The sequence below is a fragment of the Streptomyces angustmyceticus genome (genome assembly GCF_019933235.1).
Lineage (GTDB): Bacteria > Actinomycetota > Actinomycetes > Streptomycetales > Streptomycetaceae > Streptomyces > Streptomyces angustmyceticus.
Genome location: NZ_CP082945.1, coordinates 1,842,706 through 1,868,851 on the forward strand (window position 1 = coordinate 1,842,706; position 26,146 = coordinate 1,868,851).

Annotated in this window: 21 protein-coding genes and 2 pseudogenes; 13 read left to right on the plus strand and 10 right to left on the minus strand. The window is 75.6% G+C overall.

Annotation, left to right across the window (positions count from 1 at the left end):
* Positions 1–150: 150 nt before the first annotated feature.
* The gene (gene otr(A), locus K7396_RS08560) at positions 151–2,142 is read left to right on the plus strand and encodes a tetracycline resistance ribosomal protection protein Otr(A) (RefSeq protein WP_152104291.1); all 1,992 of its coding nucleotides are present in this window, start codon (positions 151–153) and stop codon (positions 2,140–2,142) included.
* Positions 2,143–2,207: 65 nt separating this feature from the next.
* Here the strand turns inward: otr(A) and K7396_RS08565 are convergent, their stop codons facing one another.
* Entirely contained in the window at positions 2,208–2,753 is a 546-nt protein-coding gene (locus tag K7396_RS08565; RefSeq protein ID WP_086719598.1) for a DUF1707 and FHA domain-containing protein, read from the minus strand.
* A 225-nt stretch (positions 2,754–2,978) separates the two neighbouring features.
* Here K7396_RS08565 and treZ point away from each other — a divergent pair, with 225 nt between their 5' ends.
* On the plus strand, positions 2,979–4,781 hold the full coding sequence (treZ, locus tag K7396_RS08570; protein ID WP_086719599.1) for a malto-oligosyltrehalose trehalohydrolase: 1,803 nt from the start codon (positions 2,979–2,981) through the stop codon (positions 4,779–4,781).
* 40 nt (positions 4,782–4,821) lie between these two features.
* On the opposite strand, the gene K7396_RS08575 is transcribed toward treZ, so the two are convergent.
* The gene (locus K7396_RS08575; protein ID WP_086719600.1) at positions 4,822–5,355 is read right to left on the minus strand and encodes a type 1 glutamine amidotransferase domain-containing protein; all 534 of its coding nucleotides are present in this window, start codon (positions 5,353–5,355) and stop codon (positions 4,822–4,824) included.
* Between the two features lie 253 nt (positions 5,356–5,608).
* Here K7396_RS08575 and K7396_RS08580 point away from each other — a divergent pair, with 253 nt between their 5' ends.
* The 4 genes from K7396_RS08580 to K7396_RS08595 all read left to right on the plus strand — a co-directional run bounded on the left by K7396_RS08580 (position 5,609) and on the right by K7396_RS08595 (position 10,320).
* Positions 5,609–7,234 (plus strand): PucR family transcriptional regulator, encoded by a 1,626-nt coding sequence (locus K7396_RS08580; protein WP_152104290.1) that lies wholly within the window; start codon positions 5,609–5,611, stop codon positions 7,232–7,234.
* Between the two features lie 63 nt (positions 7,235–7,297).
* A complete protein-coding gene (locus K7396_RS08585) occupies positions 7,298–8,248 on the plus strand; it encodes a metallophosphoesterase family protein (protein ID WP_152104289.1) in 951 nt (316 codons plus the stop codon).
* Positions 8,245–8,904 carry a 4'-phosphopantetheinyl transferase family protein gene (locus K7396_RS08590; RefSeq protein ID WP_152104288.1) on the plus strand — a complete coding sequence of 220 codons (660 nt, stop codon included), beginning with the start codon at positions 8,245–8,247 and terminating at the stop codon, positions 8,902–8,904. The genes K7396_RS08585 and K7396_RS08590 overlap by 4 nt, the downstream gene beginning before the upstream one ends.
* A gap of 132 nt (positions 8,905–9,036) precedes the next feature.
* Entirely contained in the window at positions 9,037–10,320 is a 1,284-nt protein-coding gene (locus K7396_RS08595) for an NPCBM/NEW2 domain-containing protein (protein WP_086719828.1), read from the plus strand.
* Between the two features lie 58 nt (positions 10,321–10,378).
* On the opposite strand, the gene msrB is transcribed toward K7396_RS08595, so the two are convergent.
* From msrB to K7396_RS08615, 4 genes are all read right to left on the minus strand, one after another.
* Positions 10,379–10,786, minus strand: a complete 408-nt coding sequence (gene msrB, locus K7396_RS08600; RefSeq protein ID WP_086719827.1) for a peptide-methionine (R)-S-oxide reductase MsrB — start codon at positions 10,784–10,786, stop codon at positions 10,379–10,381.
* A gap of 17 nt (positions 10,787–10,803) precedes the next feature.
* On the minus strand, positions 10,804–12,201 hold the full coding sequence (gene murC / locus K7396_RS08605; RefSeq protein ID WP_086719826.1) for a UDP-N-acetylmuramate--L-alanine ligase: 1,398 nt from the start codon (positions 12,199–12,201) through the stop codon (positions 10,804–10,806).
* A gap of 125 nt (positions 12,202–12,326) precedes the next feature.
* Positions 12,327–12,968: a response regulator gene (locus K7396_RS08610; RefSeq protein WP_086719825.1), complete on the minus strand. Its 642-nt coding sequence runs from the start codon at positions 12,966–12,968 to the stop codon at positions 12,327–12,329.
* Positions 12,965–14,206, minus strand: a complete 1,242-nt coding sequence (locus K7396_RS08615; RefSeq protein WP_174886836.1) for a sensor histidine kinase — start codon at positions 14,204–14,206, stop codon at positions 12,965–12,967. Before K7396_RS08615 ends, K7396_RS08610 begins: the two co-directional genes overlap by 4 nt.
* Before the next feature lie 183 nt (positions 14,207–14,389).
* Between K7396_RS08615 and K7396_RS08620 the strand changes: the two genes are divergently transcribed.
* The gene (locus K7396_RS08620; protein ID WP_086719824.1) at positions 14,390–15,502 is read left to right on the plus strand and encodes an ABC transporter permease; all 1,113 of its coding nucleotides are present in this window, start codon (positions 14,390–14,392) and stop codon (positions 15,500–15,502) included.
* Positions 15,499–16,185, plus strand: coding sequence for an ABC transporter ATP-binding protein (locus K7396_RS08625; protein ID WP_086719823.1), 687 nt, complete (start codon positions 15,499–15,501; stop codon positions 16,183–16,185). The genes K7396_RS08620 and K7396_RS08625 overlap by 4 nt, the downstream gene beginning before the upstream one ends.
* 28 nt (positions 16,186–16,213) lie before the next feature.
* Here the strand turns inward: K7396_RS08625 and K7396_RS08630 are convergent, their stop codons facing one another.
* Positions 16,214–16,711, minus strand: coding sequence for an indole-3-glycerol phosphate synthase (locus K7396_RS08630; RefSeq protein WP_086719822.1), 498 nt, complete (start codon positions 16,709–16,711; stop codon positions 16,214–16,216).
* Positions 16,712–16,849: 138 nt separating this feature from the next.
* A complete protein-coding gene (locus K7396_RS08635; RefSeq protein WP_086719821.1) occupies positions 16,850–17,674 on the minus strand; it encodes a dihydrofolate reductase family protein in 825 nt (274 codons plus the stop codon).
* 67 nt (positions 17,675–17,741) lie between these two features.
* Here K7396_RS08635 and zapE point away from each other — a divergent pair, with 67 nt between their 5' ends.
* Together zapE and K7396_RS08645 are read left to right on the plus strand one after the other, a co-directional pair.
* Positions 17,742–18,860, plus strand: coding sequence for a cell division protein ZapE (zapE, locus tag K7396_RS08640; RefSeq protein WP_174886835.1), 1,119 nt, complete (start codon positions 17,742–17,744; stop codon positions 18,858–18,860).
* 92 nt (positions 18,861–18,952) lie between these two features.
* Positions 18,953–20,323, plus strand: coding sequence for an alkaline phosphatase PhoX (locus tag K7396_RS08645; protein WP_086719820.1), 1,371 nt, complete (start codon positions 18,953–18,955; stop codon positions 20,321–20,323).
* A gap of 346 nt (positions 20,324–20,669) precedes the next feature.
* Here K7396_RS08645 and K7396_RS08650 read toward each other — a convergent pair whose 3' ends face one another.
* Together K7396_RS08650 and K7396_RS08655 are read right to left on the minus strand one after the other, a co-directional pair.
* Positions 20,670–21,335 (minus strand): ABC transporter, encoded by a 666-nt coding sequence (locus tag K7396_RS08650; RefSeq protein ID WP_152104287.1) that lies wholly within the window; start codon positions 21,333–21,335, stop codon positions 20,670–20,672.
* 239 nt (positions 21,336–21,574) lie between these two features.
* A pseudogene (locus tag K7396_RS08655) lies at positions 21,575–22,435 on the minus strand (ABC transporter ATP-binding protein); the annotation flags it as partial.
* A 285-nt stretch (positions 22,436–22,720) separates the two neighbouring features.
* Here K7396_RS08655 and K7396_RS08660 point away from each other — a divergent pair.
* The 3 genes and pseudogenes from K7396_RS08660 to K7396_RS08670 all read left to right on the plus strand — a co-directional run bounded on the left by K7396_RS08660 (position 22,721) and on the right by K7396_RS08670 (position 26,102).
* A complete protein-coding gene (locus K7396_RS08660; protein WP_086719073.1) occupies positions 22,721–23,473 on the plus strand; it encodes an aminoacyl-tRNA hydrolase in 753 nt (250 codons plus the stop codon).
* A gap of 232 nt (positions 23,474–23,705) precedes the next feature.
* Positions 23,706–25,071: pseudogene (locus K7396_RS08665) on the plus strand (multinuclear nonheme iron-dependent oxidase).
* A gap of 5 nt (positions 25,072–25,076) precedes the next feature.
* On the plus strand, positions 25,077–26,102 hold the full coding sequence (locus K7396_RS08670; RefSeq protein ID WP_086719071.1) for a TIGR04222 domain-containing membrane protein: 1,026 nt from the start codon (positions 25,077–25,079) through the stop codon (positions 26,100–26,102).
* The last annotated feature ends 44 nt before the right edge of the window (positions 26,103–26,146 follow it).

The window sequence follows — 26,146 nt, forward strand, 5'->3', positions numbered from 1 at the left end:
GGACCGTAATTCGGTTGCCGCGGCGCGCACCACCGGCGAACCATGGCCCGGTACGCCCGTTTCCCCCGCCTCAGGAGCAGAGCATGCGCGGATTCCTCGGAACCACTCAGCCGACCGGCCGGACGACAGTTCTCGAGGAATCGCCCTTCCATGCTCCCTTCGCACACCCTGAACATCGGGATTCTCGCCCACGTCGACGCGGGTAAGACCAGCCTCACCGAGCGGCTGCTGTTCCACACCGGCGCCATCGGCCGGCTCGGCAGCGTCGACACCGGTGACACCACGACGGACACCGGCGAGCTGGAGCGGCGGCGCGGCATCACCATCCGCTCCGCCGTCGCCTCCTTCACCGTCGGCGACACCCAGGTCAACCTTCTCGACACCCCCGGACACTCCGACTTCATCGCCGAGGTCGAACGCGCCCTCGGGGTGCTCGACGGCGCCGTCCTGCTGCTGTCCGCGGTGGAGGGCGTGCAGGCCAGGACCCGGGTGCTGATGAGGACGCTGCGGCGGCTGCGGCTGCCCACCCTGCTGTTCATCAACAAGATCGACCGGGTCGGCGCCCGGGACGAGGCGCTGCTCGCGGACATCCGCCGGCTGCTGGCGCCGGCCGCCGTCCCGATGACGTCCGTCACCGGCCTCGGCACCCCGCGGGCCGAGGTGGTGCCGTACGCCCTGGAGGACCCCCGGGTCCGCGAGCGGGTCGCCGAGACGCTGGCCGAGGTGGACGAGTCGGTCCTGGCCGAACTGGTGGGCGCCGGGGCGGACCCGGGGCCGGGCGGGCGGGGGCCGGCCGTGGAACAGGTCCGCGCGGCGCTCGCCGCCCGGACCGCCGACGGTTCGCTGCACCCGGTGTACTTCGGCTCCGCGCTCGGCGGCCAGGGCGTCGGCGCGCTCGTCGCGGGCATGGCCGGGCTGATCCCGCCGGCGCCGCCCCGCGCGGGCGCCGCGCCCCGGGGCACGGTCTTCGCCGTCCATCAGCCGCCGAACGGCGAACGGACGGCCCATGTCCGCCTCTACGGAGGAGAGTTGCGGCCACGGCAGCAGATCACCCTGCACCGGCCCGGGGCGGACGGCGCCGACGGCTCCCTCACCGGACGGATCACCTCCCTCCGGGTCGTCGGCCGGCCGCCCGGCGACGACGGGCCGCTCACCGCGGGGAACATCGGGGTGCTCCGCGGGCTGTCCGGCATCCGGACCGGGGACCGCCTCGGACCCGCCCCCGAGGACCCCGCCGGGAGCGCCCTGTTCCCCTCCCCCACCCTGGAGACCCTGGTGCGGGCCCGCCGTCCGGCGCAGGCCGCCGCGCTGCGCGCCGCGCTGCTGGCGCTCGCCGACCAGGACCCGCTGCTGCGGGCCCGCCCCGCGCCGGACGGCGCGACCTCGGTGCTGTTGCACGGCGAGGTGCAGAAGGAGATCGTCGCGGCCACCCTGCGTCAGGAGCACGGCATCGAGGCCGCGTTCGCGCCCAGCCGGGTGGTGTGCGTCGAGCGTCCGCGCGGCGTCGGCACGGCCTGCGAGGAGATCACCAAGCGCGGCCACACCGGCCCCTGGGCCACGGTCGGCCTCCGCGTCGAGCCGGGCCCCCGCGGCTCCGGCCCGGTCTTCGCCTACGAGACGGAACTCGGCGCCCTGCCGCACGGCTTCCACCAGGCCGTCGAGGAGACCGCACTGGCCGGCCTGCGAGACGGCCTGCACGGCTGGGCGGTGACGGACTGCCGGGTGGTGCTGATCCGCTCCGGTTTCGTCGGCCCGCTCAGCACCGCCGGGGACTTCCGCGCGGTCACCTCCGTCGTGCTGCGGCGGGCCCTGCGCCGGGCCGGCACCCGGGTCCACGAGCCGTACCACGCGTTCGAGGCGGACGTCCCGCTCACCGCGCTGGCACCGGTGACCGCCCGCCTCGCGGCACTGGGCGCGACCTTCGCGGAGACCACCGGCGGGCGGCAGTCCTGGCTGGTCAGCGGGCATCTCCCGGCCCGTCAGGTACGGGATTTCCAGCTGGCGTTGCCCGGTCTGACCCACGGGGAGGGCGTGTGGACCTCGCATCCGTCGGGGGACCGGCCGGTACGGCGGGCCGAAGCGGCGCGGGCGGACGGCGGGGCCGCCGGCGGACGGGACGGTGCCGGTTCCGCTTCTGGATGAGGGCGGAACCGGAACGGCCTCAGCGCGACGGAACAGGGCCCGCTGAGGGGGATGCCCGTCCCCCCTCAGCGCTCCGTCAGGACGTAGTCCACCCGGCCGAAGGTGATGTGGTCGCCGGGGCCGACCGGCACCTCGCCCACCACCCGGCGGCCGTTGACGCAGGTGCCGTTGGTGGAGCCGAGGTCGCGCAGCACCCATCCCTTGCCCTCGCTGCGGAGTTCGGCGTGGGCGCGGGAGACCGTGTCGTGGTTGAGGCGCAGGCCCACGCCGGGCGCCCGGCCTATGAGCAGCGGGAGCGGGCCGGGCTCCGGCAGCAGCAGCTTCGGCAGCCGTTCCAGGCGCCAGGCCCGGCGCACCCGGAGATGGAACGCCGACGCCCGGCCCACCATCCGCAGCATCACGCCCTGGACCTTGCCGCGGGTTGCCAAGTCGGCCGTGACCAGGTCGAGTTCGGACTGCTGCTCGGCGGTGAGGACCAGTTCCAGACGCCGGAGGAACGTGTCCTGGGACAGCCGTCCCTGCGCGGCACCGTCGCGCAGCAGGTCGAGGGCGCGTTCCCGGTCGGCGTCCGACGGGCGCGCGGGGCGCGCAGGGAACTCGAGCGAAGTCATACCGTGATTCTCGGGCCACCGTGAGCCGCTGTCCAGGCAGGGTGGCCGCGGGGGACAGTGCAGGTCGGGGCGCGGTTCGCCGGACGGCGCAGGTGAGCGTGCGGTCGGCCGGAGGGGTCCGGCGGGATGGCGTGATGTCGGCGCGTGCCGCCGCGCCGGGCTGTCGGACGGGCGGTCCGCATGCTTTCTTCGTCAGGGACCGGGACCGAACGAAGGAGGACGGCCGTGCTGTTCGAGGTGTGGGCGCCGAAGGCCGGGCGGGTCGCTCTCCGGTGGGCGGGTGAGCGGGCCGGCGAACCGGACGTGCCGATGGAGCGCACCGCGGGGCGCGCGGGCTGGTGGCGCACCGAGGCCCCGGCCGGTGACGGGGACCGGTACGGCTTCCGGCTCGACGGCGGGCCGCCGCTGCCCGATCCCCGGGCCGCGCGGCTGCCGGAGGGACCCGGCGGGCCCGCCGCGGTCGTCGAGCACGACCTCTTCAAGTGGCGCCACCCGTGGCCCGGCCGCCCGCTGCCCGGCGCGGCCCTCTACGAGCTGCACATCGGGACGTACACCCCCGAGGGCACCTTCGACGCCGCCGCCGCGCGGCTGCGCCACCTCGCCGACCTGGGCGTCACCCATGTCTCCCTGATGCCGGTCTGCCCGTTCCCCGGCAACCACGGGTGGGGCTACGACGGGGTCGCGCCCTGGGCGGTGCACGAGCCGTACGGCGGGCCGGACGGCCTCAAGCGGTTCGTGGACGCGGCGCACGGCCACGGGCTGGGGGTCGTGCTCGACGTGGTGCACAACCACCTCGGCCCGTCCGGCAACCATCTCCCCCGGTTCGGGCCGTACTTCACCGGGACCCATCACACGCCCTGGGGCGCCGCGGTCAATCTCGACGCCCCCGGCAGCGACGAGGTACGCGGCTACCTCCTGGGCTGCGCGCTCTCCTGGCTGCGCGACTACCGGCTCGACGGGCTGCGGCTGGACGCCGTCCACGCCCTGCACGACGACGGCTCCCCGCACTTCCTGGCCGAACTGTCCGCCGCCGTGGACGCGCTGGCACACGAGCTGCGGCGGCCGCTGTTCCTCGTCGCCGAGTCCGATCTCAACGATCCGCGCACCACCGCCTCGCGGGCGGACGGCGGGCAGGGCCTGCACGCCCAGTGGAACGACGACTTCCACCACGCCCTGCACACCGCGCTCACCGGCGAATCCCAGGGCTACTACGCGGACTTCGCGCGGGCCCCGCTCGCCGCCCTCGCCAAGACCCTGACCGGCGGCTTCTTCCACGACGGGACGTACTCCACCTTCCGCGGCCGGACCCACGGCGCGCCCCTCGACCTGCGGGTGACGCCCGCGTACCGGCTGCTGGCCTACGCCCAGACGCACGATCAGATCGGCAACCGTGCCCTCGGCGACCGGCTCGCGGCCGGGCTCTCCCCGGGGCTGCTCGCCTGCGCCGCCGCCCTGGTGCTGTGCGCGCCGTTCACCCCGATGCTGTTCATGGGCGAGGAGTGGGGGGCGACCACCCCGTGGCAGTACTTCACCGCGCACACGGACCCGGAGCTGGCGGAGGCGGTACGCGCCGGGCGCCGCCGCGAATTCGCCGCGCACGAGTGGGACGGGCAGGCCGGCGACTGGCCCGATCCGCAGGACCCGGCGACCCGCGACCGCTGCGTCCTGGACTGGAGCGAGCCGGCCGTGGAACCGCACACCGCCCTGCTGGCCTGGCACCGTACGCTGCTGGCGCTGCGCCACGAGCTGCCGCCGCTGACCGACCCGGACCCGCGCCACACCGCCGTCCGCTACGACGAACGGGCCCGCTGGCTCCTGCTGCGGCGCGGCCCGCTGCGGATCGCGGTCAATCTCTCGCGGGACACCACGGCCGCCGTCCCGGTCGCCGAGGACAGCGCGGGCGGGGACGACTCAGGCCGGCCCGCCACCGGGCTGCAGGCGCTGGCGGCCTGGCCCGCCGCCCGGCTCCCCGGGGCGGACGGTGTGCTGCGGCTCCCCCCGGAGTCGGTGGTGGTGCTCGGGCCGTAGGGGTGTCCGCCCGCATGGTTCACCGCGCGGCCCCGTGCCCTCAGTGTGAGAACTCCGCGACGAACGCCGCGCAGAAGGGCTCCAGGTCGGCCGGCTTGCGGCTGGTGATCAGGGTGTTCGGCCCGCTGGTGCAGATGCTGACCGGTTCGTCGACCCAGGTCCCGCCCGCGTTGCGGATGTCCGTGCGCAGACTCGGCCAGGAGGTCAGGGTGCGGCCGCGCACCACATCGGCCTCGATGAGCGTCCACGGCGCGTGGCAGATGGCGGCCACCGGCTTCCCTGCGTCGAAGAACGACTTGATGAACGCCACCGCCCGCTCGTCCAGGCGCAGTGCGTCCGGGTTGGCGACCCCGCCGGGCAGCACCAGTCCGTCGAAGTCCGCCGCGGTCGCCTCGTCCACCGTCAGGTCGACGGGGAAGGTGTCCGCCCTGTCCAGGTGGTGGAACGCGCGCACCTTGCCCGCGTGGGGGGAGACCAGCGTCGGGCCGCCGCTCGCGTCGGTCACCGCCTGCCACGGCCGGGTCAGCTCGACCTGCTCGGTACCCTCGCTCGCCACCAGAAACGCCGCCTGCATAGCGCGCTCACGTCCCTTCGTCGGGTCGGGAAGCGGGGACCGCGCACCACTCCCCACCTCTCGACCATAACGGGGCGAAGCACCTTCACTCATCCGCAGCCGGCGGGTGCGCGGACCGGGCCGGAGGGAATGCCCGCGGGCGCTGCCCGACGACACCCTCCGGCCGCCGGACGGGCCCACCGTCCTCGTCCGGGGACCCTCCCCCGGCTCGCCCGGCCGTCCACTCCACCGCCATCTGATGGACACTGTGTCCATGCCCCTGCACCTCTCCGATCTGCTGGCCAGGACCGACCTCCGCCTGGCGGTCACCTACGACGTGCCGCCCGAGCAGCTGGCCCGCACCATCGAGGCGGCCACGGTCTCGGACCTGCCGACGCCGGGGAAGTGGCTGCAGGGCGGCGAACTCCTCATGACGATCGGCCTGTTGCTGCCGATGGAGCCGGCCGCCTGCCGGGCGTACGTCCGGGACGCGGCCGAGGGCGGGGCGGCCTGTCTGGCGCTCGGGCTGGGGCAGGGGCTGCCGTTCCAGGAGGCGCCGGAGCCGCTGGTGAGAGCGGCCGAGGAGGCCGGCCTGCCGCTGCTGACGGTGCCCGACGAGGTGCCCTTCATCGCCGTCACCAAAGCCGTCTTCGACGCCCGGGCCGACGAACAGCGTGCGCTGCTGCACCGCGCGTTCGCGACCCAGCGCCGGCTGACCGCCGCGGCGGCCGGCGACGGGCTGCTGCCGATGCTGGCGGAGTGGACGGCCGCCACCGGCGTGGACGCGGCGGTGCTCGACCCGCTCGGGCGGCTGCTCGCCACCAGCGGGCCGGAGCGGCGGACCCTGCCGGCGCAGGCGCGGGAGCTGCTCGACCGGGTGGCCGCGCGCGGACTGCGCGGCAGCGCGTCCAGCACCGCCGCGGGGCAGCAGCTGGAGGTGCAGCCGCTGGGCGCGCGGCGGCTGCGCGGGCTGCTGCTGCTCACCGGCCGGCCGGACGACGCCGCCCGCTCGGTGGTGCCCGGTCTGGTCGCGCTGCTCTCCCTGGAGCTGGAGCGCCGCCACCTGAGCGACGAGCCGGAGCGCCGCCGCCGCTCGGCGCTGCTCTCGGAGCTGCTGGCCGACGAGGACCCGTCCGCCGACCGGGCCCGGGACATGCTGCGCTCGGTGGGGCTGACGGCCGAGCGGGTCCGGGCCGTCGTGGTGGAGGCCGCGGGCACCCCGGGGACCCGTACGGCGAACGGGGCCGGAGCGGCCGGCACCGGGGCGGCGGGCGGGACCGCGGACGACGCCGCGCGGGAGATGGCCGCGGACCTGGCGCTGGCGGTGCCCGGCGGCCTGGTCAGGGTGGTGGACGGGGCGACGGGCCCGGTCGTCGAGGCGGTGGTGGGCGAGGAGCCGGACGTACGCGAGGTGCTCGCCCGCTTCGCCCCGCGCTGCCCGGCCGGTATCGGCCCGGCCACCGCGCCCGAGGCGGTACGGGTGTCCCTGCGTCAGGCGGCGGGACTGCTCGCCGTCAGCAGGGCGGCAGGCGAGCCCGCACACGCCCGGCAGAGCCAGGCCAGCCGGCTGCTGCTCGACCTGGGCGACGGCAGCACGCTGCACGGCTACGCGGACAGCGTGCTCGGCCCGCTCGACCTCGCCGACCACGGCGAGGAGCTGATCGCGACCCTGGCGGCCTGGCTGGAGACCGGCGGCGCCTGGGACGCCACCAGCCGGCGGCTCGGCGTCCACCGGCACACCGTGCGCAACCGCCTCGACAAGGCCATGGAGCTCACCGGCCGCCGCCTCGACGACCCCGACGACCGCTTCGACCTCTGGCTGGCCACCCGCATCCGCCGCGGCGGCGCCCCCGCCGCCGGGCCCGGCGGCCGGCCGGCTCCCCCACCGCCAGGCCGGTGACGCGGCGCCCCGCCACCCCGCCCGCCCTTCACTCTCTCCTCCACACCGTCTTTACTTCGGGGGGTGACCTACGAGATCCGCACCCTCCCGCCCGACGCCACCGGACCCGCCCCCGCGCCCGCTCCCGCCGCCCCGCGGGGCGGCGGCCACGGCGGGACCCTCGTGGCCGTCAGCGACCTGCACGTCCGCTACCAGGAGAACCGCGACATCGTCGAGGCCCTGAGGCCGGAGTCCGACGACGACTGGCTGCTGGTCGCCGGCGACGTCGGCGAATGCGTCTCCGACATCCGCTGGGCGCTCACCCGGCTCAGCGAACGGTTCGCCAAGGTGGTGTGGGTGCCCGGCAACCACGAGCTGTGGACGCCGGAGCACGATCCGGTGCAGCTGCGCGGCGTCGCGCGCTACGAGCATCTGGTCGGCATCTGCCGGGAGTTGGGCGTCCTGACCCCCGAGGACCCCTATCCGCTGTGGGAGGGCGCCGGCGGCCCGGCCGTCATCGCCCCGCTCTTCCTCCTCTACGACTACACCTTCCGGCAGCCCGGCACGACGTCCAAGCAGCAGGCGCTCGCGCGGGCCGAGGAGGCCGGAGTGGTCTGCACCGACGAGTACTTCCTGCACCCCGACCCGTACCCCACCCGGGAGGACTGGTGCCGGGCGCGGGTCGCCGCCACCGAGGCCCGGCTCGCCGCCCTGCCGGAGGACCTGCCCACCGTGCTCGTCAACCACTGGCCGGTGGTGCGCGAGCCCACCCGGCCGCTGTGGTACCCGGACTTCGCGCTGTGGTGCGGTACGGAGGCGACCGCCGACTGGCCGCGCCGGTTCCGCGCCGCCACCGTGGTCTACGGCCACCTCCACATCCCGCGCCTGCTGGTCTGCGACGGCGTCCCCCATCAGGAGGTGTCGCTCGGCTACCCGCGGGAGTGGCAGCGCCGCTCCGCCGTCCCCGGCCGCCCGGTGCGGATCCTGCCCGCGCCGGCCGCCGCCCCCGCCGAGGCCACCGGGACCCGCGCATGATCGACAAACTGCTGCCCGCCCCGGTCGTGACCGCCGAGACCTTCCACGACGCCCCGCTCACCGAGATGTTCCCCGAGGAGCGGGCGCTGGTGTCCGCCGCCGTGCCGCTGCGGCAGAACGAGTTCGGCACCGTACGCGGCTGCGCCCGCCGCGCCCTGGCCGAGCTGGGCATCGCCCCCGCCCCCCTGCTCCCCGGCCCGAACCGGGAACCGCAGTGGCCGCCGGGCATCGTCGGCGCCATGACGCACTGCGCCGGCTACCGCGCCGCCGCCGTGGCCCGCGCGACGGACATACGGACCGTCGGCCTGGACGCCGAACCCCACCTCCCCGTGGACGACCCCGGCGTCGTCGACCTCATCACCCTCCCCGAGGAACGCGCCCAACTGCGCCGCCTGGCCGCCGCGCAGCCCGGCATCTGCTGGGACCGCCTGATCTTCAGCGCCAAGGAGTCCGTCTACAAGGCCTGGTTCCCCCTCACCCACCGCTGGCTCGACTTCGAGGAGGCCCACCTCACCCTCGATCCCTCGAACGCCACCTTCACCGCCCAACTCCTCGTCCCCGGCCCGGTGATCGACGGCACGGAGCTGACCGAATTCACCGGCCGCTGGCTCATCGGGTCGGGGCTGGTGGTGACGGCGATCGTGGAAAAGGCGTGACGGGGCGACCGCGGGCCGGGCGGGTCCCCGCGGCCCGTCCGGTGCCCAACGCCGCACCGGCCGCCGGTCCCCGCCCCTGGTTGCGGTATTTTTCATGGCCCGTCAGGACGTTGAAGGGTCAGCTGCCCACTCATGCAAGAGCACTGCGACACCACCGGTGGGACAGCACCCTCCGATACCGAGCTGGTCCGGCGCATCCGTGCGGGAGCCCGGTCCGGCGGCCGGACGGCGGACGCCCCGTTCGGCACCCCGGCTCCGGACGGCAGCGCCCGGACGGGACAGGACGCCCTTCACGAGTTCCACCAGCGGCACTACGCGGCCGTGCTGGCCAAGGCCCGTGACTGCTGCCGCTCGTCCCAGGCCGCGGCGGATCTGGCGAAGGAGGCCATCGGCCGCGTCCTGTACTTCCCCGATCCGGACGAGGGGCCCGATCCGGCCTGGCGGGCCGCGCTGCTCACGGCGGTGGGCACCACCGCCGCCGCCTGGCACCGCACCGCCCGGAACGCCGAGCTGCGGGACGACTTCGCGGCCTGGCTGGCCGCCCAGCCGGGGGAAGGTTCCGGCCCCGGCGACGGCGCCCGGTCGTTCGGCGCCGACCGCGTGTCCACGCCCGGCCCGAGCTTCTCGGGGAAGGTCCCGTCCGCCGCGCCGGACACCCCCCGGCGGGCGCGGTTCTCGCCGGCGCGGATCACCGTGCTCGCGGTCGCCGTGGCCGTCCTGGCCGGTGTCGCGATATCCGTCGGCCCGCTGTTCGGCGCGAAGGACGACGATGCCGCGGCCGGGCGCCGCGACCGGGCGGACCGCTCCTCCGCCCCCGCCACGGACCGGCCGCCGTCGGCGTCCGCCACGAGTTCCGCGACCGCTTCCCGTTCGCCGTCGGGCTCCCCCTCCCCCACGCACAGCAAGAAGCCCAAGCACCCGAGTTCCCCGCCCCCGGCACCGGCGAAGCCGTCGCACGCGCCCCGCCCGGGTCCCGCGGACAAGCCGCCGGCCGGCCACACGGCGCCGCTGGGCAGCCGGCCGTGGACCTCGCAGAAGTACAGCTTCGCGCCGTTCAGGCCGGACAGCAGCATCGACGGCCACCCCCTCACCATCCAGGGGGCCACCTACTCCCAGGGGCTGGGCGCGCACGCCTACAGCGAGATCACCTACGAGCTCGGCGGCGCCTGCACCGCACTCGGCGTGGATGTCGGCGTCGACGACGAGGTGGGCGCGAACGGCTCCGTGGTCTTCCAGATCTACCGGGACGACACAAAGGTCGCCGACAGCGGCCTGATGACGGTCGACCAGCCCGCGAAGCACCTCACCGCCGACCTCACGGGCGGCAGCCGGCTGCGGCTGGTGGTCACCGACGGCGGCAACGGGATGGACTCCGACCACGCCGACTGGGGCGGGCCGCGCCTCACCTGCCGGTGAGCCGGACGGGCCGCGGGGGAGAGTGAGCGGGACGCTGCCGTGCTCTCCCCCGCCGCGCTCACTTCTCGTCCGGAGCCAGCCGGAGGGAGATCGAGTTGATGCAGTAGCGCTGGTCGGTGGGGGTGGCGTAGCCCTCGCCCGCGAAGACGTGGCCCAGGTGGGAGCCGCAGCGGGCGCAGCGGACCTCGGTGCGGACCATGCCGTGGCTGCGGTCCTCGATGAGTTCGACGGCGTCGGTGTCCTTGGGGTCGTAGAAGGACGGCCAGCCGCAGTGGCTCTCGAATTTGGTGTCGGAGCGGAACAGCTCGGCGCCGCAGGCGCGGCAGGAGTAGACACCGGCGGTCTTGGTGTCGGTGTACTCACCGACGAAGGCGGGCTCGGTGCCGGCCTGGCGGAGCACCTGGTACTCCGCGGGGGTCAGCTCGGCGCGCCACTGCTCGTCGGGCTTGTCGATCTCGTACGGCATCTGGGGTCCTCCTCAGCTCAGCTGCCCAGGCGGGACAGGATGGCGGGGCCGAGGTCGGTCACGTCGCCCGCGCCCATGGTGAGAACAAGGTCACCGGGCTTCGCCATTCCGGCGATCACGTCCGGGACGGCGGCCTGGTCGCTCTCGGGGGTGACATCGGCGCCGGCGGCGCGCGCGGCGTCGACGATCAGGGTGCTGGTGATGCCCGGGATCGGGTCCTCGCGGGCCGGGTAGATGTCCAGGACGACGGAGGCGTCGGCGAGGGCGAGCGCCTGGCCCATCTCGGTGCCCAGCTCCTGGGTGCGGGAGAAGAGGTGCGGCTGGAAGACCACCAGCACCCGGGAGCCCTCGGCGGCGCCGCGGATGGCTTCGAGGTCGGCGGTCATCTCGGTGGGGTGGTGGGCGTAGGAGTCGATGACCTGCACGCCGGCCGCCTCGCCCTTGAGCTGGAGGCGGCGCTTGACGCCGGTGTACTTGCCGAGCGCGGAGGCGAGGTTGTGCGGCGCGAGGCCCAGGGCGACGCCGGCGGCCAGGGCGGCGACGGCGTTGTGGGCGTAGTGCCGGCCCGGGACGGAGACCGTGAAGGTGAGGATCTTGCCGCTGGTCAGGGTGACGGTGACGTCGCTGGTCAGGCCGCGGGGGTTGACCTTGAGGATGCGGACGTCGGCGTCCGGGGACTCGCCGTAGGTGACGACCTCGATGTCGTAGCGGCCGGAGATCCGCTCGGTCAGCTCGCGGGCGCCGGGGTGGTCGGCGGCGATGACCAGGGTGCCGCCGGGGCGGACGCGGCCGACGAAGGTCTCGAAGGACTCGTAGATCTCGTCCATCGAGGCGTAGTTGGCGTGGTGGTCCAGCTCCACGTTGAGGATGATCGCGACCTCGGGGGCGTACTTGTGGAAGCTGCGGTCGCTCTCGTCGGCCTCGGCGACGAAGATCTCGCCGGAACCGTGCTCGGCGTTGGACCCCGGCGCGTCGAGGTCGCCGCCGATGGCGTAGGACGGCTTGAGGCCGAGGGCGCCGAGAGAGACGGCGAGCATGGAGGTCGTGGTCGTCTTGCCGTGGGTGCCGGCGACGGCGATGGGGCGCAGGCCGTCCATGAGGGAGGCGAGCGCGTCGGAGCGGTGCACGACCGGGATGCCGCGCTCGTGGGCGGCGGCCAGCTCGGGGTTGTCCTCGCGGATCGCGGAGGAGACGACGACGCTGGTGGCGTCCTCGGCGAGATGCCCGGCGGCGTGGCCGATGTGGACGGTGGCGCCGAGGGCGCGCAGGGCCTGGGCGGTCGCGGAGTCCTTCGCGTCGCTGCCCGCCACCTGGGCGCCGCGCTGCGCGAGGATCTTGGCGATGCCCGACATACCGGCTCCGCCGATGCCGATGAAGTGCGGCCGGTCCATCGAGGCTGGGATGGCGGGTGCCATGGGCGGGTCTCCCTGATCGTCGATCATCGCGAGCGGTGGTGCTGTCCATGATTCTCGCACCCGGCACCGACAGCGCGGGTCCGTGGACCCCCGGCGGGGCCGGGAGGCGGCCCGGCGCGCGGCGTTCAGCGGCGGATCAGGCCCTGCGCGGTGGCCGCGGCGACGGCCGAGGTGCGGGAGTCGGCGCCCAGCTTGGCGTAGATGTGGACGAGGTGGGACTTGACGGTGGCCTGGCTGAGGAAGAGCTGTTTGCTGATCGCCGCGTTCGACAGGCCGTCGGCGACGAGCTGGAGGACCTCGGTCTCCCGGCGGGAGAGCGCGGTGGCGGGGGTGCGCATGCGGTCCATGAGGCGCAGCGCGACGGTGGGGGCGAGGGCGGACTTCCCGGCGGCGGCGGTGCGGACCGCGGCGGCCAGCTCCTCCGGCGGAGCGTCCTTGAGGAGGTAGCCGGTGGCGCCGGCCTCGATGGCGGCGAGGATGTCGACGTCGGTGTCGTAGGTGGTCAGGACGAGGACGCGGGGCCCTCCGGGGCGGGCGGTGATCGCCGCGGTGGCCTGGGAGCCGAGCATCCGGCCGCCGAACTGGAGGTCCATGAGGACGACGTCGCAGGCGAGCCGCGCGGCGAGGTCGACGGCCTGTTCTGCGGTGGGGACGTCGGCGACGATCTCGAAGTCGTCCTCGGTCTCCAGGACCGCGCGCAGCCCGGCGCGGACCACGGGGTGGTCGTCGGCGAGCAGCAGCCGGACGGGGGCGGGCGCGCCGGTCACGGGGCGGCTCCGACGGCGGTGCCGGGCGCGGCGGCGGGGCAGGGCAGGGTGACGGCGACGGCGGTGCCCTCCCCGGGAGCGGACTCCACGACGAGGGTGCCCTGGAGGGCGCGGGCCCGGGCGCGCATCGCGGCGAGGCCGAAGCCGGTGCCGTCCGCCGCCGCGGAGCCGGGGGCGGGCACCTCGGCAGGCACGAACCCCACTCCGTCGTCGACGACGTCCAGCACGACCTCGCTGCCCATGTAGCTGAGGGTCAGCTCGGCCCGTCCGGCGCCGGCGTGCCGCACGGTGTTGGCGAGCGCGGACTGGGCGATGCGCAGCAGGGCGACCTCGTGGGCGGTGGGCAGGGCGGTGGGCGTGCCGGAGACCTGGCAGTGCACGGCGAGCGGGGAGGTGCGGGCGGTGGTGGCGCACAGCCGCTCCAGGGCGGCGGGCAGCGAACCGGCCTCCAGGTCGGGCGGGCTCAGCGCGCGGACGAAGCGGCGGGCCTCGGCGAGGTTGCCGACGGCGGTGGTGCGGGCCTGCCGGACGTGGCCTAGGGCGGTGCCGGGCCGCTGCGGCAGGGCGCGCTCGGCGGCCCGCAGCAGCAGCTGGATGCTGGACAGGCCCTGGGCGAGGGTGTCGTGGATCTCGCGGGCCAGCCGTTCGCGTTCGGCGAGCACCCCGGCGGCGTGTTCCGCCGCGGCCAGTTCGCTGCGGGCGGCGGTGAGCTCCTCGATGAGGCGGCGGCGCTGTTCGCTCTCCCGGTAGAGGGCCTCGTAGCCGAGGACGACGGCGACGGCGACGGCGGCGCCGAGGGCGGGACCGAGCACCGTGCCGAGGCTCAGGGCGTGGGTGTGCAGGCCGAAGCCGGCGATGGCGAGGGCGGTGGTGACCGTGACGGCGGGCAGGGCCGCGCGCAGCGGCAGCAGGTGCAGCTGGACGAAGAACATCGGGAAGGCCAGCCAGACGCCGTCCTGGGTGAGGGCCAGCAGCACCAGCCAGAGCAGGGCCACGGCGGTGAGCCAGAGGGCGGCGGCGCCGGTGGAGGTGCGCAGCCGGGGCAGCCGGGGGCCGACGGCGTAGACGGCGCACAGCGCGGCGGCGGTGGCGGTCACGGCCGGGGCGTCCGGGGCGTGCCCGGCGACGGCGCGGACGACGGCGAGCGCGAGCAGCGCGGCCACCATCAGGTGCAGGCAGCTGCGCAGGACCCGCAGGACGGGCGTGAGGGAGTGGGCGGTCACGGTTTCTTCGGTCACGGCCCCCTCAGGCTAAGGGCCCTCCCGGCCCGCGGCATCAACCAAAGGGTTGACCGCGGACCGCGCCTTTCGGCGCCGGCGGACCACTCCCCCGCGCGATGCCCGCGCCCCGCCCGGGAGGCGACGGTGGACCCCGGCCGCCGGGCAGTGGAGCCCGGCCCTGATGTGAGGAGGCAGTTGCCGGTGTTCGTCGCCTGGAGGGACCTGAGATTCGCCAAGGGGCGGTTCGCCCTGATGGGGGCCGTCGTCGTGCTGATCACGGTGCTGGTGGGGCTGCTGTCGGGCCTGACCGCGGGCCTGGGCCGGGAGAACACCTCGGCGATCACCGCGCTGCCCGCCGACCACCTGGTGTTCTCGGCGCCCGCCGACGGCCGGGACGTCGCCTTCACCGACTCGCGGCTGACGGAGCGGACCGTACGGGCCTGGGCGCGGGTGCCGGGCGTCCGGCACGCCGACCCGCTGGGGATCACGACGACGAAGGCCGGTGCGGGCGGCCGGACCGCCGCGGTGGCGGCGTTCGGGGTGCGGCCGGGGTCGGGTCCTGCGCCGGCCGGCGTGGGCGACGGCGCGGTGGTGCTGTCCGCGAAGGCCGCCGCCTCGCTGGGGGCGCGGGCCGGGGACGCGCTGACGCTGGGCGGTCGTACGGTCCGGGTCGGGGCGGTGGCGGGCGCCGCGATGTACAGCCACACGCCGGTGGCCTGGACGTCGCTGGCGGACTGGCAGCGGCTCACCGGCGGAACCGGGCCGGGCAGCCGCGGCCCCGGTGGGGACGGCGCGTCCGGCGACCGTCCCGGAGCGACCGTGCTCGCCCTGTCGACCTCCGGGACGGCCCGGCTGGCGGCCGCCGACAAGGCGCTCGGCACGCGGACCGTCGGCACCGACGACGCGGTGCGGGCGATCGGCTCGTACACCGCCGAGAACGGGTCCCTGCAGCTGATGCGCGGCGCGCTGTTCGTCATCTCCGCGCTGGTCATCGGGGCGTTCTTCACGGTGTGGACGATCCAGCGCGGCGGCGACATCGCCGTGCTGAAGGCGCTGGGCGCCTCGACCCGCACGCTGCTGCGGGACGCGCTCGGCCAGGCCGTCGTCCTGCTGGTGGCCGGGACCGGTCTGGGCACCGCCGTGGCGGCCGCGGTGGGCGCCGCGATCGGCGGCACGGTGCCCTTCGTGCTCGCCCCGTCCACCGTGCTGGCGCCCGCCCTGATCATGATCACGCTGGGCGCCGCCGGCGCCGCGCTCGCCGTCCGCCGCATCACCTCCGTCGACCCGCTGACCGCCCTGGGGAGTGCCCGATGAGCCTCGAACTGACCGATGTCACCCTGACCTACCCCGACGGCGAGGCGCGGCTGACGGCGCTGGACGAGGTGTCGCTGACCGTGCCCGCCGGCTGTCTGACCGCGGTGATCGGCCCGTCCGGTTCCGGCAAGTCCAGCCTGCTCGCGGTCGCCGCCACGCTGATCTCCCCGGACCGCGGGCGGGTGGTGATCGACGGCACCGACACCGCGGGGCTCGGCCGGGCCGCGCGCACCGCGCTGCGCCGCACCGCCGTCGGCACGGTCTTCCAGCAGCCGAATCTGCTGCCGTCGCTGACCGCCGCCGAACAGCTGCAGGTGATGGCCCACCTGGACGGCCGGCCGGCCCGTACGGCGCGGGCGCGGGCCCGGGAGCTGCTGGCCGCGGTCGGCCTGGACGGGCAGGCCGACCGGCGGCCGCACCAGCTGTCGGGCGGTCAGCGCCAGCGGGTCAACATCGCGCGGGCGCTGATGAACGAGCCCGCGGTGCTGCTGGTGGACGAACCGACCAGCGCCCTGGACCACGAACGGGGCGCCGCGGTGCTGGAACTGCTGGTCACCCTCACCCGGCAGCGCGGGACCGCGACGGTGCTGGTCACCCATGACCCGGCGCATCTGGCGTCGGCGGACGCGGTAGCCGAGGTGCGCGACGGCCGGCTCCGCCCCCGGGCGGCCCCCCGCCCGTGACCGGGCGGGGCCGGGGCCGGCGGGCCGGTCAGCCTCCGGCGGTCCCCTGGGGCTGGTCGTCCGCCGCGTGGGAGAACAGCTTGAGGACCGGGACACCGACCTTGTGGCGGGCGCGGGAGGCCCAGTCACGGTGGAAGAACTCCTCCACGAAGTGCGGGGTGGTCAGCACGATCACCTCGTCCGCCCCGGTCTCGTCGACGACGGAGCGCAGCAGGTCCAGCGGATGGTCCTCGACCACCCGGCCGACGGCCTCCGCGCCGGTGTCGCGCAGCGCCTGCAGGGTGTGGGCGAGGGCGACCTCGGCGGGGGCCTCCGCCCGGTCGCCGCCCGGCTCCTCGCCCTCCCGTACGGCGTCGTCGAACTCCCCGAGGGCGACGTCGTCGATGGCCCGTAGCAGAAGATCCTGCTTGCCGCGAGGCTGCATGAGCACGAAGAACGAGATCCGGTCATCGCCGTGGAGGGTGGTCACAAACTCCACATCGGCGGGCGTCAGTGGCTTCTCGATCATCAATACGCTCGTGAACACGACGGACGCCCTTCTTCTCTTCGGGGCGCCGCATGGCACGGAGCCCGACAGACACCATCCTGCCCCGTAGCCGTGCGGGACTGTTGGCTTTTAGTGTGCCCAACGGAAGCTAACCGGAACAGACAATTCCGACGATTGTCACGCCCGACGGTAGCGGGTGAAGAGGAACCCGGCCTCCTCCAGCACCGACGCCAGGGCGAACCGCTCCGGCACCGCGACCGCCGGACCGTTCATGATCCTCGGCGCCTCGCCCACGGCGACCACCGGCGCCAGCGACAGGCACAGCTCGTCCAGCGCGCCGGCCGCCGCGAACTGTCCCAGCAGCTTCGGCCCGCCCTCCGTCAGCAGCCGGGTGTGGCCCCGCTCGGCCAGCACCCCGGTCACCCGGGCCGGATCGACGCCCCGTCCCTCACCGGCGAACAGCACCTCGGCGCCCGCGGCACGCGCCCGGGCCACCCGGTCCGGCGGCGCGCCCGCGCCGGTCAGCACCAGGGTGGGGACCAGCGGATCGGTGAACAGCGGCAGGGTGAAGTCCAGCCCTAGGCCGGCGCTCACCACGGCGATGGCCGGGGCCGGGCCCTGGCCGGCGGCGGCCCGGCGGGCGGCGAACGCCTCCCGGGCGCGGGCCGGCCGGTAGCCCTCCTGCCGCACCGTCTCGGCGCCCACCACCACCGCGTCGGCGAGCCCTCGCAGCACCCCGAAGATCCGCATGTCGGCATCGCCGGAGAGCGGCTGCGAGCGGCCCTCGTGATGGGCCGCGCCGTCCAGGGAGGACACCATGTTCGCGCGCAGCCAGCCGGTACGGCCCGCGCGCTCCGGGGCGTCGGCCGCCGGGTACGCGTAGGCGTCGGCCAGCTCGTCCAGCGTCCACTCGCGGTCCGTGGGGTCGATCGCCCCCACCACGGTGTTCTCGCTGTCGGGGGCCGGTACGGAGGGGGCGGTGAGGGGGAACAGGCGTCGCATGGCGGCAGTGTGACATGCCTCGCTCAGCGGACCGGCGGCCCCCGCACAAGAGATAGGCTGGACGGCTGTGTCGCCTTCCCAGCCCTCTTCCCCGCAGCCCGACCCGATAGCCGGACCGCCGGCCGACGGGGACGACGCGGCGCCCGCCGCGCTCACCGCCCGCGCCCCGCACGTCCCGGCCGACCGCCTGGTCGCCGAGATGGTGCCGCCGCCGCGCTTCCAGGGCGCCCGCTTCGACACCTACATCCCGGACCCGAAGCAGCCCAGCCAGGCCGAGGCCGTCCAGGTGCTGAGCGACTTCGCGGAGAGCATCGACGCCGGGCGGGCCGGCACGGGCAAGCGGCGCTGGTTCGCCAAGAAGCCCGCGGCTCCCCGGGGCCCGCGCGGCGTCTATCTGGACGGCGGCTACGGCGTCGGCAAGACCCACCTGCTGGCCTCCCTGTGGCACGCCACCCCCGCCCCCGCCGAGCGCAAGGCGTTCGGCACGTTCGTCGAGCTGACCAACCTCGTCGGCGCGCTCGGCTTCCAGCAGACCGTCCGCACCCTCGGCGAGCACAAGCTGCTGTGCATCGACGAGTTCGAGCTGGACGACCCCGGCGACACGGTCCTGGTATCCACCCTGCTCGGCAAGCTGGTGGACGCCGGTGTGGCGCTGGCCGCCAGCTCCAACACGCTGCCCGGCAAGCTCGGCGAGGGCCGGTTCGCCGCCGCCGACTTCCTGCGGGAGATCCAGGGCCTCAGCGCCCACTTCCGCCCGCTGCGGATCGACGGCGAGGACTACCGCCACCGCGGCCTGCCCGAGGCGCCCGCCCCGTACGACGACGAGACCGTCACCCGCGCGGCGTACCGCACCCCCGGTGCCTCGCTCGACGACTTCCCCTCCCTGTTGGAGCACCTGTCGAAGGTGCACCCCAGCCGCTACGGCGCGATGTGCGACGGCATCGAGGCGGTCTGCCTCACCGACGTGCAGGCGGTGCCCGACCAGTCCACGGCGCTGCGCCTGGTGGTCCTGGCCGACCGGCTCTACGACCGTGAGGTGCCGGTGCTGACCTCCGGCAAGCCCTTCGACGAGCTGTTCAGCGAGGAGATGCTGCGCGGCGGCTACCGCAAGAAGTACTTCCGGGCCATCTCCCGGCTGACGGCTCTGGCACGCGACGCGGGCGCCCTGGTGGCCGACAAGTCCTAGGCGACACCGGGCCGCCGCCTGGTTCCCGGCGGCCCGGCACCGTGGTACACACGAGCGGGTCACGTCACCTGTCCGCCAACAGGGAGTTGCCCATGTCCGCGACACGACGTCAGATCCTGGCCAGAACCGGAGTGCTGGGGGCGGGGATCGCCTTCTCCGGCAGCCTCACCGAACTCTTCGCGGGGACCGCGACCGCCCGGAGCATGGGACAGCGCGGCTACGGCCCGCTGGTCCCCGACCCGCACGGCCTGCTCGACCTCCCCCGGGGCTTCCGCTACCGGGTCCTGTCCAGGGAAGGCGACCCGCTGCGCTCCGGCGAGGGCAAGGTCCCCGGCAACTGCGACGGCATGGCCGCCTTTCCCGGCGGTCACCGCGGCGGCACGTTCCTCGTCCGCAACCACGAGAACCGCACCGGCTCCCGCCAGGCCGTCCCCACGGTCCGCGAGCTGACCTACGACCCGGGCGGCGAGGGCGGCTGCACGGCCCTCGCCCTGGACCGGGACAACAGGGTGCTCTCGGAGCGGGTCGCCATCGCCGGTACGTCCACCAACTGCGCGGGCGGCCCCACCCCTTGGCACACCTGGCTGACCTGCGAGGAGACCGAGTTCCGGGCCGGTGAGGAGAACTACACCAAGGACCACGGCTTCATCTTCGAGGTCGATCCGTACGACCCGCTGCGCACCGGCGCCGTCCCGCTGACCGCGATGGGCCGCTTCCAGCACGAGGCGATCGCCGTCGACCCCGGCACCGGCATCGTCTACGAGACCGAGGACGCCTTCGAGAAGCCCTTCGGCCTGTTCTACCGCTTCCTGCCCAACAAGCCGAGGGGCGGCCGCGGTTCCCTCCGGGCCGGCGGCCGCCTCCAGGCGCTGCGGGTCCCCGGGGTGCCCGATCTCTCCACCGTCCAGCGGCCCGGCACCACCTTCGACGACGTCACCTGGGTGGACGTGCCCGACCCGCTCGCCCGTCAGACCCCGATCCGCTTCCAGGACTTCGGCCCCGGCGGCGTCACCCACGCCCAGAAGCTGGAGGGCTGCTACTGGGGCGGCTCCTGCGTGTACTTCGTCTCCAGCTTCGCGCACCGCAAGGACGGCTCGGCAGCCGACCACTACGGCCAGGTCTGGAGGTACGACCCGAAGAAGCGGCGGCTGACCCAGGTCGTCGTCTTCGGCCCGGACAGCGACCTCCAGCTGCCCGGCGAGTCCCCCGACAACATCTGCCTGGCGCCCAGCGGCGGCCTGATGGTCTGTGAGGACGGCGACGGCGCCCAGCACGTCTTCGGCCTCACCCGGCGCGGCGAGGTCTATCCGATGGCACGCGGCCGGCAGAACATCGGCACCCCGGAGAAGCCGGAGTGGGGCGAGTTCGCGGGAGTGACCTTCTCGCCCGACCACCGGACGATGTACGTCAACTGCTACACCCCCGGGACGACGTTCGCGGTGACGGGGCCCTGGCACCACTGAATCCTGGTCCGGCGCCCGGGGGGGGCGGTGGGGTGGTGGGGTGGTGGGGTGGTGGGGTGGTGGGCGGCGTGTCGGGCGGGCGGCTGCTTCCCCCCCCCACCCCCGAACCCACCCCCCGCCCCCTCCCCCGAAGGGGGAGAGGGGGAGGGGGCGGGGGAGAAATCCGCGGAGCAGGGCGGAGCCCGGCCAGGGCCCTCCCCCGGGCTCCTGCCCGAGCCTTCCCGAGCCCCTGCCGGGGCTTCCCCCGAGCCCGCTCCGGAGCCCTCCCCGAGCCCGTGCCAGAGCCCGCCGCGCCCTCCCCCGAGTGCGCCCATGCCCGCCTCCACCCCCGCCTTCGGCGGGCGCCTCACCCCCGGCGGGAGCTGAGGGCGCAAGCAGCGGCGGTGGCGGCGGTCGCGAGCGGGACGGTGCCGGCGAGCGGCAGCCACGGGGTGGTGACGGTGCCGTGGAGGGAGCCGGTGATCAGGTCCGAGATGGCGGCGTTGGCGGGCGAGACGCCCAGGACGAGCAGCAGCAGGGCGGCGAGCATGCCCACCGGGATGCTCCAGCCGGGGCTGCGCAGCACCGGCCAGTTGCTCAGCGCGCCGATCGCGGTGCCCGTCAGCAGGCACACCAGCGCGGCGAGCAGCCCGGCGAGCGCCGCGGGCGCGAGCGGGACGGCCCGATGGTCGCTGGAGTGCGGGTCGGAGAGCAGCAGCGCCAGTGCCGTACCGAGGAGGGCGAGCAGCGTCGCGGCGCAGACCGCGGTCAGCACCGCGGCGAGGTGCGCCCGGCCGGGCCCGGCGGCCGCCGCGGTGCAATTGCGGGCGGCCGGCGGCTCGTTGGTGACACAGACCCGGGTCAGCCATACGGCGACGGGCAGCAGACCGCCCGCGGCGTAGCCGAACGCGTCGAGGACCGGGCCGCCGCTCTGGACGCCGATGGCCAGCCAGGCGGCGTAGAGGATCACCGGCGGCAGCCAGCGGTGCGAGCCGATGAGCAACGCCGCCTGATAGCGGAGGAGAGCGGTCACGGGAGGGGAGCCTCGTCGGGTGCGGGAGCGGATACGGGACCCGCGGCGGATGCGGGAGCAGGCGCGGTGGGGGAAGCAGGCGTGGAGGGGGCCACAGGAGCGGTGGTGGACGCAGGCCCGGATGCGGGGGCGCCCTCGCCGGAACCGTCCTCCGGCCCCGCTCCGGTGCCGGCATCAGTGCCCGTGCCAATGCCAGTGCCCGTGCCAATGCCAGTGCCCGTGCCAGTGCCCGCACCGGTCACCGACCGGATGTGCCAAGGCGGCCGTGCGGTGAGCAGGGCACGCAGCAGGGCGTCGGAGTGGACGGCGGGGACCGTCAGCCGGGTCATGCCGTCCGGCCGCGGCACGACCTCCGGTCCGCCGGGCAGCCGTGGTGCGCCGTCGGCTGGGTGCCCCGGCGCGCCGGGCGGGGCCGTTCCCGGTGCGGCTTCGGCCTCGATGACCACCCGGGGGCCCGTCACGGAGGCCGCGGACTCCGCCTGGCCGCTCTCCTCGTGGGGCAGCAGCCGGCCGTCCGCGACCCGGTAGCGGGCGTCGGCGGCGCCCGCCAGGCGCTGCGGGTCGTGGTCGACGAAGACCACGGAGCCGCCGTCCGCGACCCGTTCGGCGACGGCGCGGTCGAGCACCTCCCTGGCGCCCTGGTCCAGGCCGGTCCATGCCTCGTCCAGGACCAGGAGTCCGGGTGCGGCGAGCAGCGCCTGGGCGACCGCGACCTTCTGGCTGGTCCCCTTGGACAGCTCGGCCAGCGGGGTGCGGGCGTGTCCGGCCGCGCCGAAGCGGGCGAGCCACTCGGTGGCCCGGCGGGCCGCCTCGGGCCCGCGCAGTCCGTGGACGCGGCCGAGGTGGGTGAGGTAGCCGGCGGCGGTGAAGGGGAGCGCGGCCGGGAACCGTTCGGGCACATAGGCGCTGCGCGGGCGGCCGGTGATCCGTCCGGTGGTGGGCCGGTCGATGCCGGCCAGCAGCCGCAGCAGGGTGGACTTCCCGCTGCCGTTGGTGCCCTCGATGCGCAGCAGCGTGCCTGCGGGCACGTCGAGCCGCACCTCCCGCAGCACCCAGGGGCCGCGCACCCCGTAGCGCCGCCCCACCCCGTCCAGCCTCATGCGTTCCGGCACCTCCACCGTCTCCCGGCGGCCCCGCCCGCTGCCCCGTCGTCGATGGCCCCGCGCGTTCCGCCTGCCCGTCGGCGGCCGACCGCTCCGCCGTCCCCGACGGTAGCCGGACGGGCCGTCCGGCGCCCGTACGTCGGCGCGGTCGGCGCGGTCCGCCGCCAACCCGGGTCCGGACGGGCGGCGTTGGCGTTCCCGGCGCGCCTGCAGCGGGCGGGCCTGCGGGTGGTTGTCCACAGCGGCGGGGGCGCTGTCGGCGGCGGCTGGCAGACTGGGCGGGTGACCAGCGCAGAGACCGCCGGACAGCCCGGCAACGACTTCGAGAGCCCGGTATGCCGCGAGGAGACCGACCGGGACGCCGCACCGCAGTTCGTGCTGCCCCTCGTCGCGCGGATCGAGCGGGCCGAGCCGCCGGCGCGTACGGACGCGCTGGAGACCGCGGCGCGGGCGGTGCTGGTGCTGCTGTCGGACGAGCGGGCGGCCGGGGACGGCGAGTGGGCCGCGGCGGTACGGGACTGGCAGGACGCCCGCATCCGGAAGGTGGTGCGGCGGGCGCGCGGCGCGGAGTGGCGGCGGGCCGGGGCGCTGCCGGGCATCACGGTCACCGGCCACCGCGCCGAGGTGCGGGTCTTCCCGCCGGTCCCGCTGGACGGCTGGCCGAAGGACCTGGCGCGGCTGCAGGTCTCGGGCACGGAGCTGGACGACCCCCGGCCACCCGGGCCGCCCGCCGGGGGCGCGCCGGTGCTGTGGTTCAACCCCGGGCTGGAGATGTCCGCGGGCAAGGAGATGGCGCAGGCGGGGCACGGCGCCCAGCTGGCGTGGTGGGAACTGTCCGAGCAGGAACGGGCCGCCTGGCGCGCGGCGGGCTTCCCCCTGTCCGTACGCTCCGCTCGCGGGGCGGACTGGGCGGAGCTGACCCGCAGCGGCCTGCCCGTGGTGCGCGACGCCGGGTTCACGGAGATCGCGCCCGGCTCCTGCACGGTCGTCGCGGACCATCCCGCGCTGCGCGGGGCGCTGCCGCGCAGCCGTTGAAGAGGGGACGGCGTCGGGGAACCACAGGGCCGGCCCGCGACCGGATCGGGCCACCGGGAGGCCGCGTCACGCGCGAGGCACGGCGGGCCCCGCCCCCCCGCTACGGCAAGCTCGGGCCCTGTCCCCGCCCTCGCACCGCAAGCTCAAATCAAGCTCTGAACTCGTCCGCCGCAGGGTTCGCTCCGTCCTGCCGCGGCCATGAGTACCGACACCACGGAGCGAAGGGGGAGCCATGGAGCGCCTGGGTACGGGGATCGGCTGGCGGCCGGAAATCGCCGCGGAGATCGCGGAGCTGCCCGGGGTGGACTGGGTCGAGGTGGTGGCGGAGAACGTCTGTCCCGGCCATCTCCCGGACGCCTTGCAGGAGTTGCGCGAGCGTGGCACCACCGTCGTCCCGCACGGGGTCTCGCTCGGGCTCGGCGGCGCCGACCGCCCGGACCCCGGCCGGCTGACCGCGCTCGCCGAACGCGCCGAGGCGCTGGGCGCGCCGCTGGTGACCGAGCACATCGCGTTCGTGCGGGCCGGCGGTCCGCTCACCGCCTCGCCGCGCATGGAGGCCGGGCATCTGCTGCCCGTGCCCCGCACCCGTGACGCGCTGGACGTGCTGTGCGAGAACGTCCGGATCGCCCAGGAGGCCCTGCCGGTGCCGCTGGCGCTGGAGAACATCGCCGCGCTGATCAACTGGCCGGGCGAGGAGCTGACCGAGGGACAGTTCCTGACCGGGCTCGTCGAACGGACCGGGGTGCGGCTGCTGATCGATGTCGCCAATCTCCATACGAACCACGTCAACCGGGGCGAGGACCCGGTGGTCGCCCTGGACGGGCTGCCGCTGGAGGCCCTGGCGTACGTGCATGTCGCGGGCGGTGTGGAGCGGGACGGGGTGTGGCACGACAGCCATGCCCACCCGGTGACCCGGCCCGTGCTGGACGTGCTGGCCGAGCTGTGCGCCCGGACCACCCCGCCCGGTGTGCTGCTGGAGCGGGACGAGGACTTCCCCGGGATCGGGGAGCTGTCCGGTGAACTCGACGCGATACGCACCGTACTGAAGGAGGCCCGCCATGTCCGCGCGGCGTGAGCCGGCCGCGGGAGCCACGGCGGACGCCCGCGTCCGGCCGGTCACCCCCGGCCGGCCGGACGCCCTCACTCCGCCGGCGGCGCTGCCCGGCACCGGCGCGGGCACCGACGCCGCGCGGGAGCGGCTGGCCCTCGCGCAGACCGCGCTGCTGTCCGCCCTGGTCGCCGGGACGCCGGTCCCCGAGGGCTTCGACCGGGTGCGGCTGCGGGTGCAGAGCCGGGCGCTGACCGCCAAGCGGGCCGACGTGGTCGCCAAGGTCGCGCCGGAGCTGCCGGAGATCCTCGGCGCCGGCTACCGGCCCGCGTTCGTCGACTATGCGCGCCACCGGCCCATGAGCGGCGGCTACCGCCAAGACGCCCTGGACTTCGCGGCGCATCTGCTGGCCCGGTCGCGTCCCCAGGACCCGGCCGCGCGACGGCAGTTGACGCGCTGGTGGCGGGAGCGCGCGGGGCCGAGGCCGCTGTCGGACCGGCCCCTTGCCCGGCTGGCGGGCGCCGTGCGGCGCGTCCTGGGGCGGGGGTGAGCGCGATGTCCTTCGCTTCGTGGGCCCTGGCGGCCCTCGGTGTCTCGTCGCTGGTGCTCCTGTGCGGCGCGGTCTCGGTACGTCTGCGGACGCCGTCGGTCCGGCGGCGGGACGCCGTGGCCCACGACGTGTGGGAGACGGCGTTCCTCGCCGGCGGTCCCGGCCGGGTGGTGGACGCCGCGGTCGCCGGGATGCACGAGGACGGCCGGCTGGCCGTGGGCGGTCCCGGCGTGGTGACCGTGCGCCGGGCCGTCGCCCGGGACGCGGTCGAGGCGGGCGTCCTGGAGGCGATCGCCCGGACGCCCGGCGGTGCGCTGGTGGCGGTGCGCACCGCGGCGATGCGCGGTCCGGCGGTCCAGGGGGTCGGCGACCGGCTGGCGGACCGCGGTCTGCTGCGCCGTCCGGAGCTGGGCCGCGGCTGGCGCCGGCTGGCGAGCGCCCAGAAGGCGGCCTGTGTGGTCGGCTTCTTCCTCGCGGTGCTGCTCTCCCTCATCGGGGGCGGTACGGACGGCCCGACGTCGGTCGCCCCGGCGTTGCCGGCGCTGCTCGGTGGTCTCGTGGTGGGTCTCGTCGTGGCGTCGCTGTGCAAGAAGGTCTTCAACCGCCGGATCACCACGGCGGGGTCCGCCGCGCTGCGCTCGGCGCGGGCGGCGCACCCCCGAGCGGGCGGTGCGGCCGGTGTCTGGCAGCCGGCCGCGGTGGTGGTGGCGCTGGGCGGTACGGCGCTGGTCGCGGACGAGCTGCTGCGGCAGCAGTTCGAGGAGGCGCAGCGTGCCACGGCCGCCGCGCCGGGCGGCGGTTCCGGGTCGTCCGGCGGGTCCTCGTCCGCGGACGGCGGGGGCGGCGCGGGGAGCGACGGCGGGTCCTGGTGCGGCTCCTCGGACGGCGGTTCGGGTTCGGGCTGCGGCAGCAGCGGCTCGTCCTGCGGCAGCAGCAGTTCGTCCTGCGGCGGTGGCTCGTCGTGCGGGGGCGGTTCGTCCTGTGGCGGCGGTTCGGGCTGCGGGGGCGGCGGCTGCGGCGGCGGGAGCTGAGGGCCGGTGCCCGCGGCCGCCCGGATCGTGAGAAATTTTGTGGC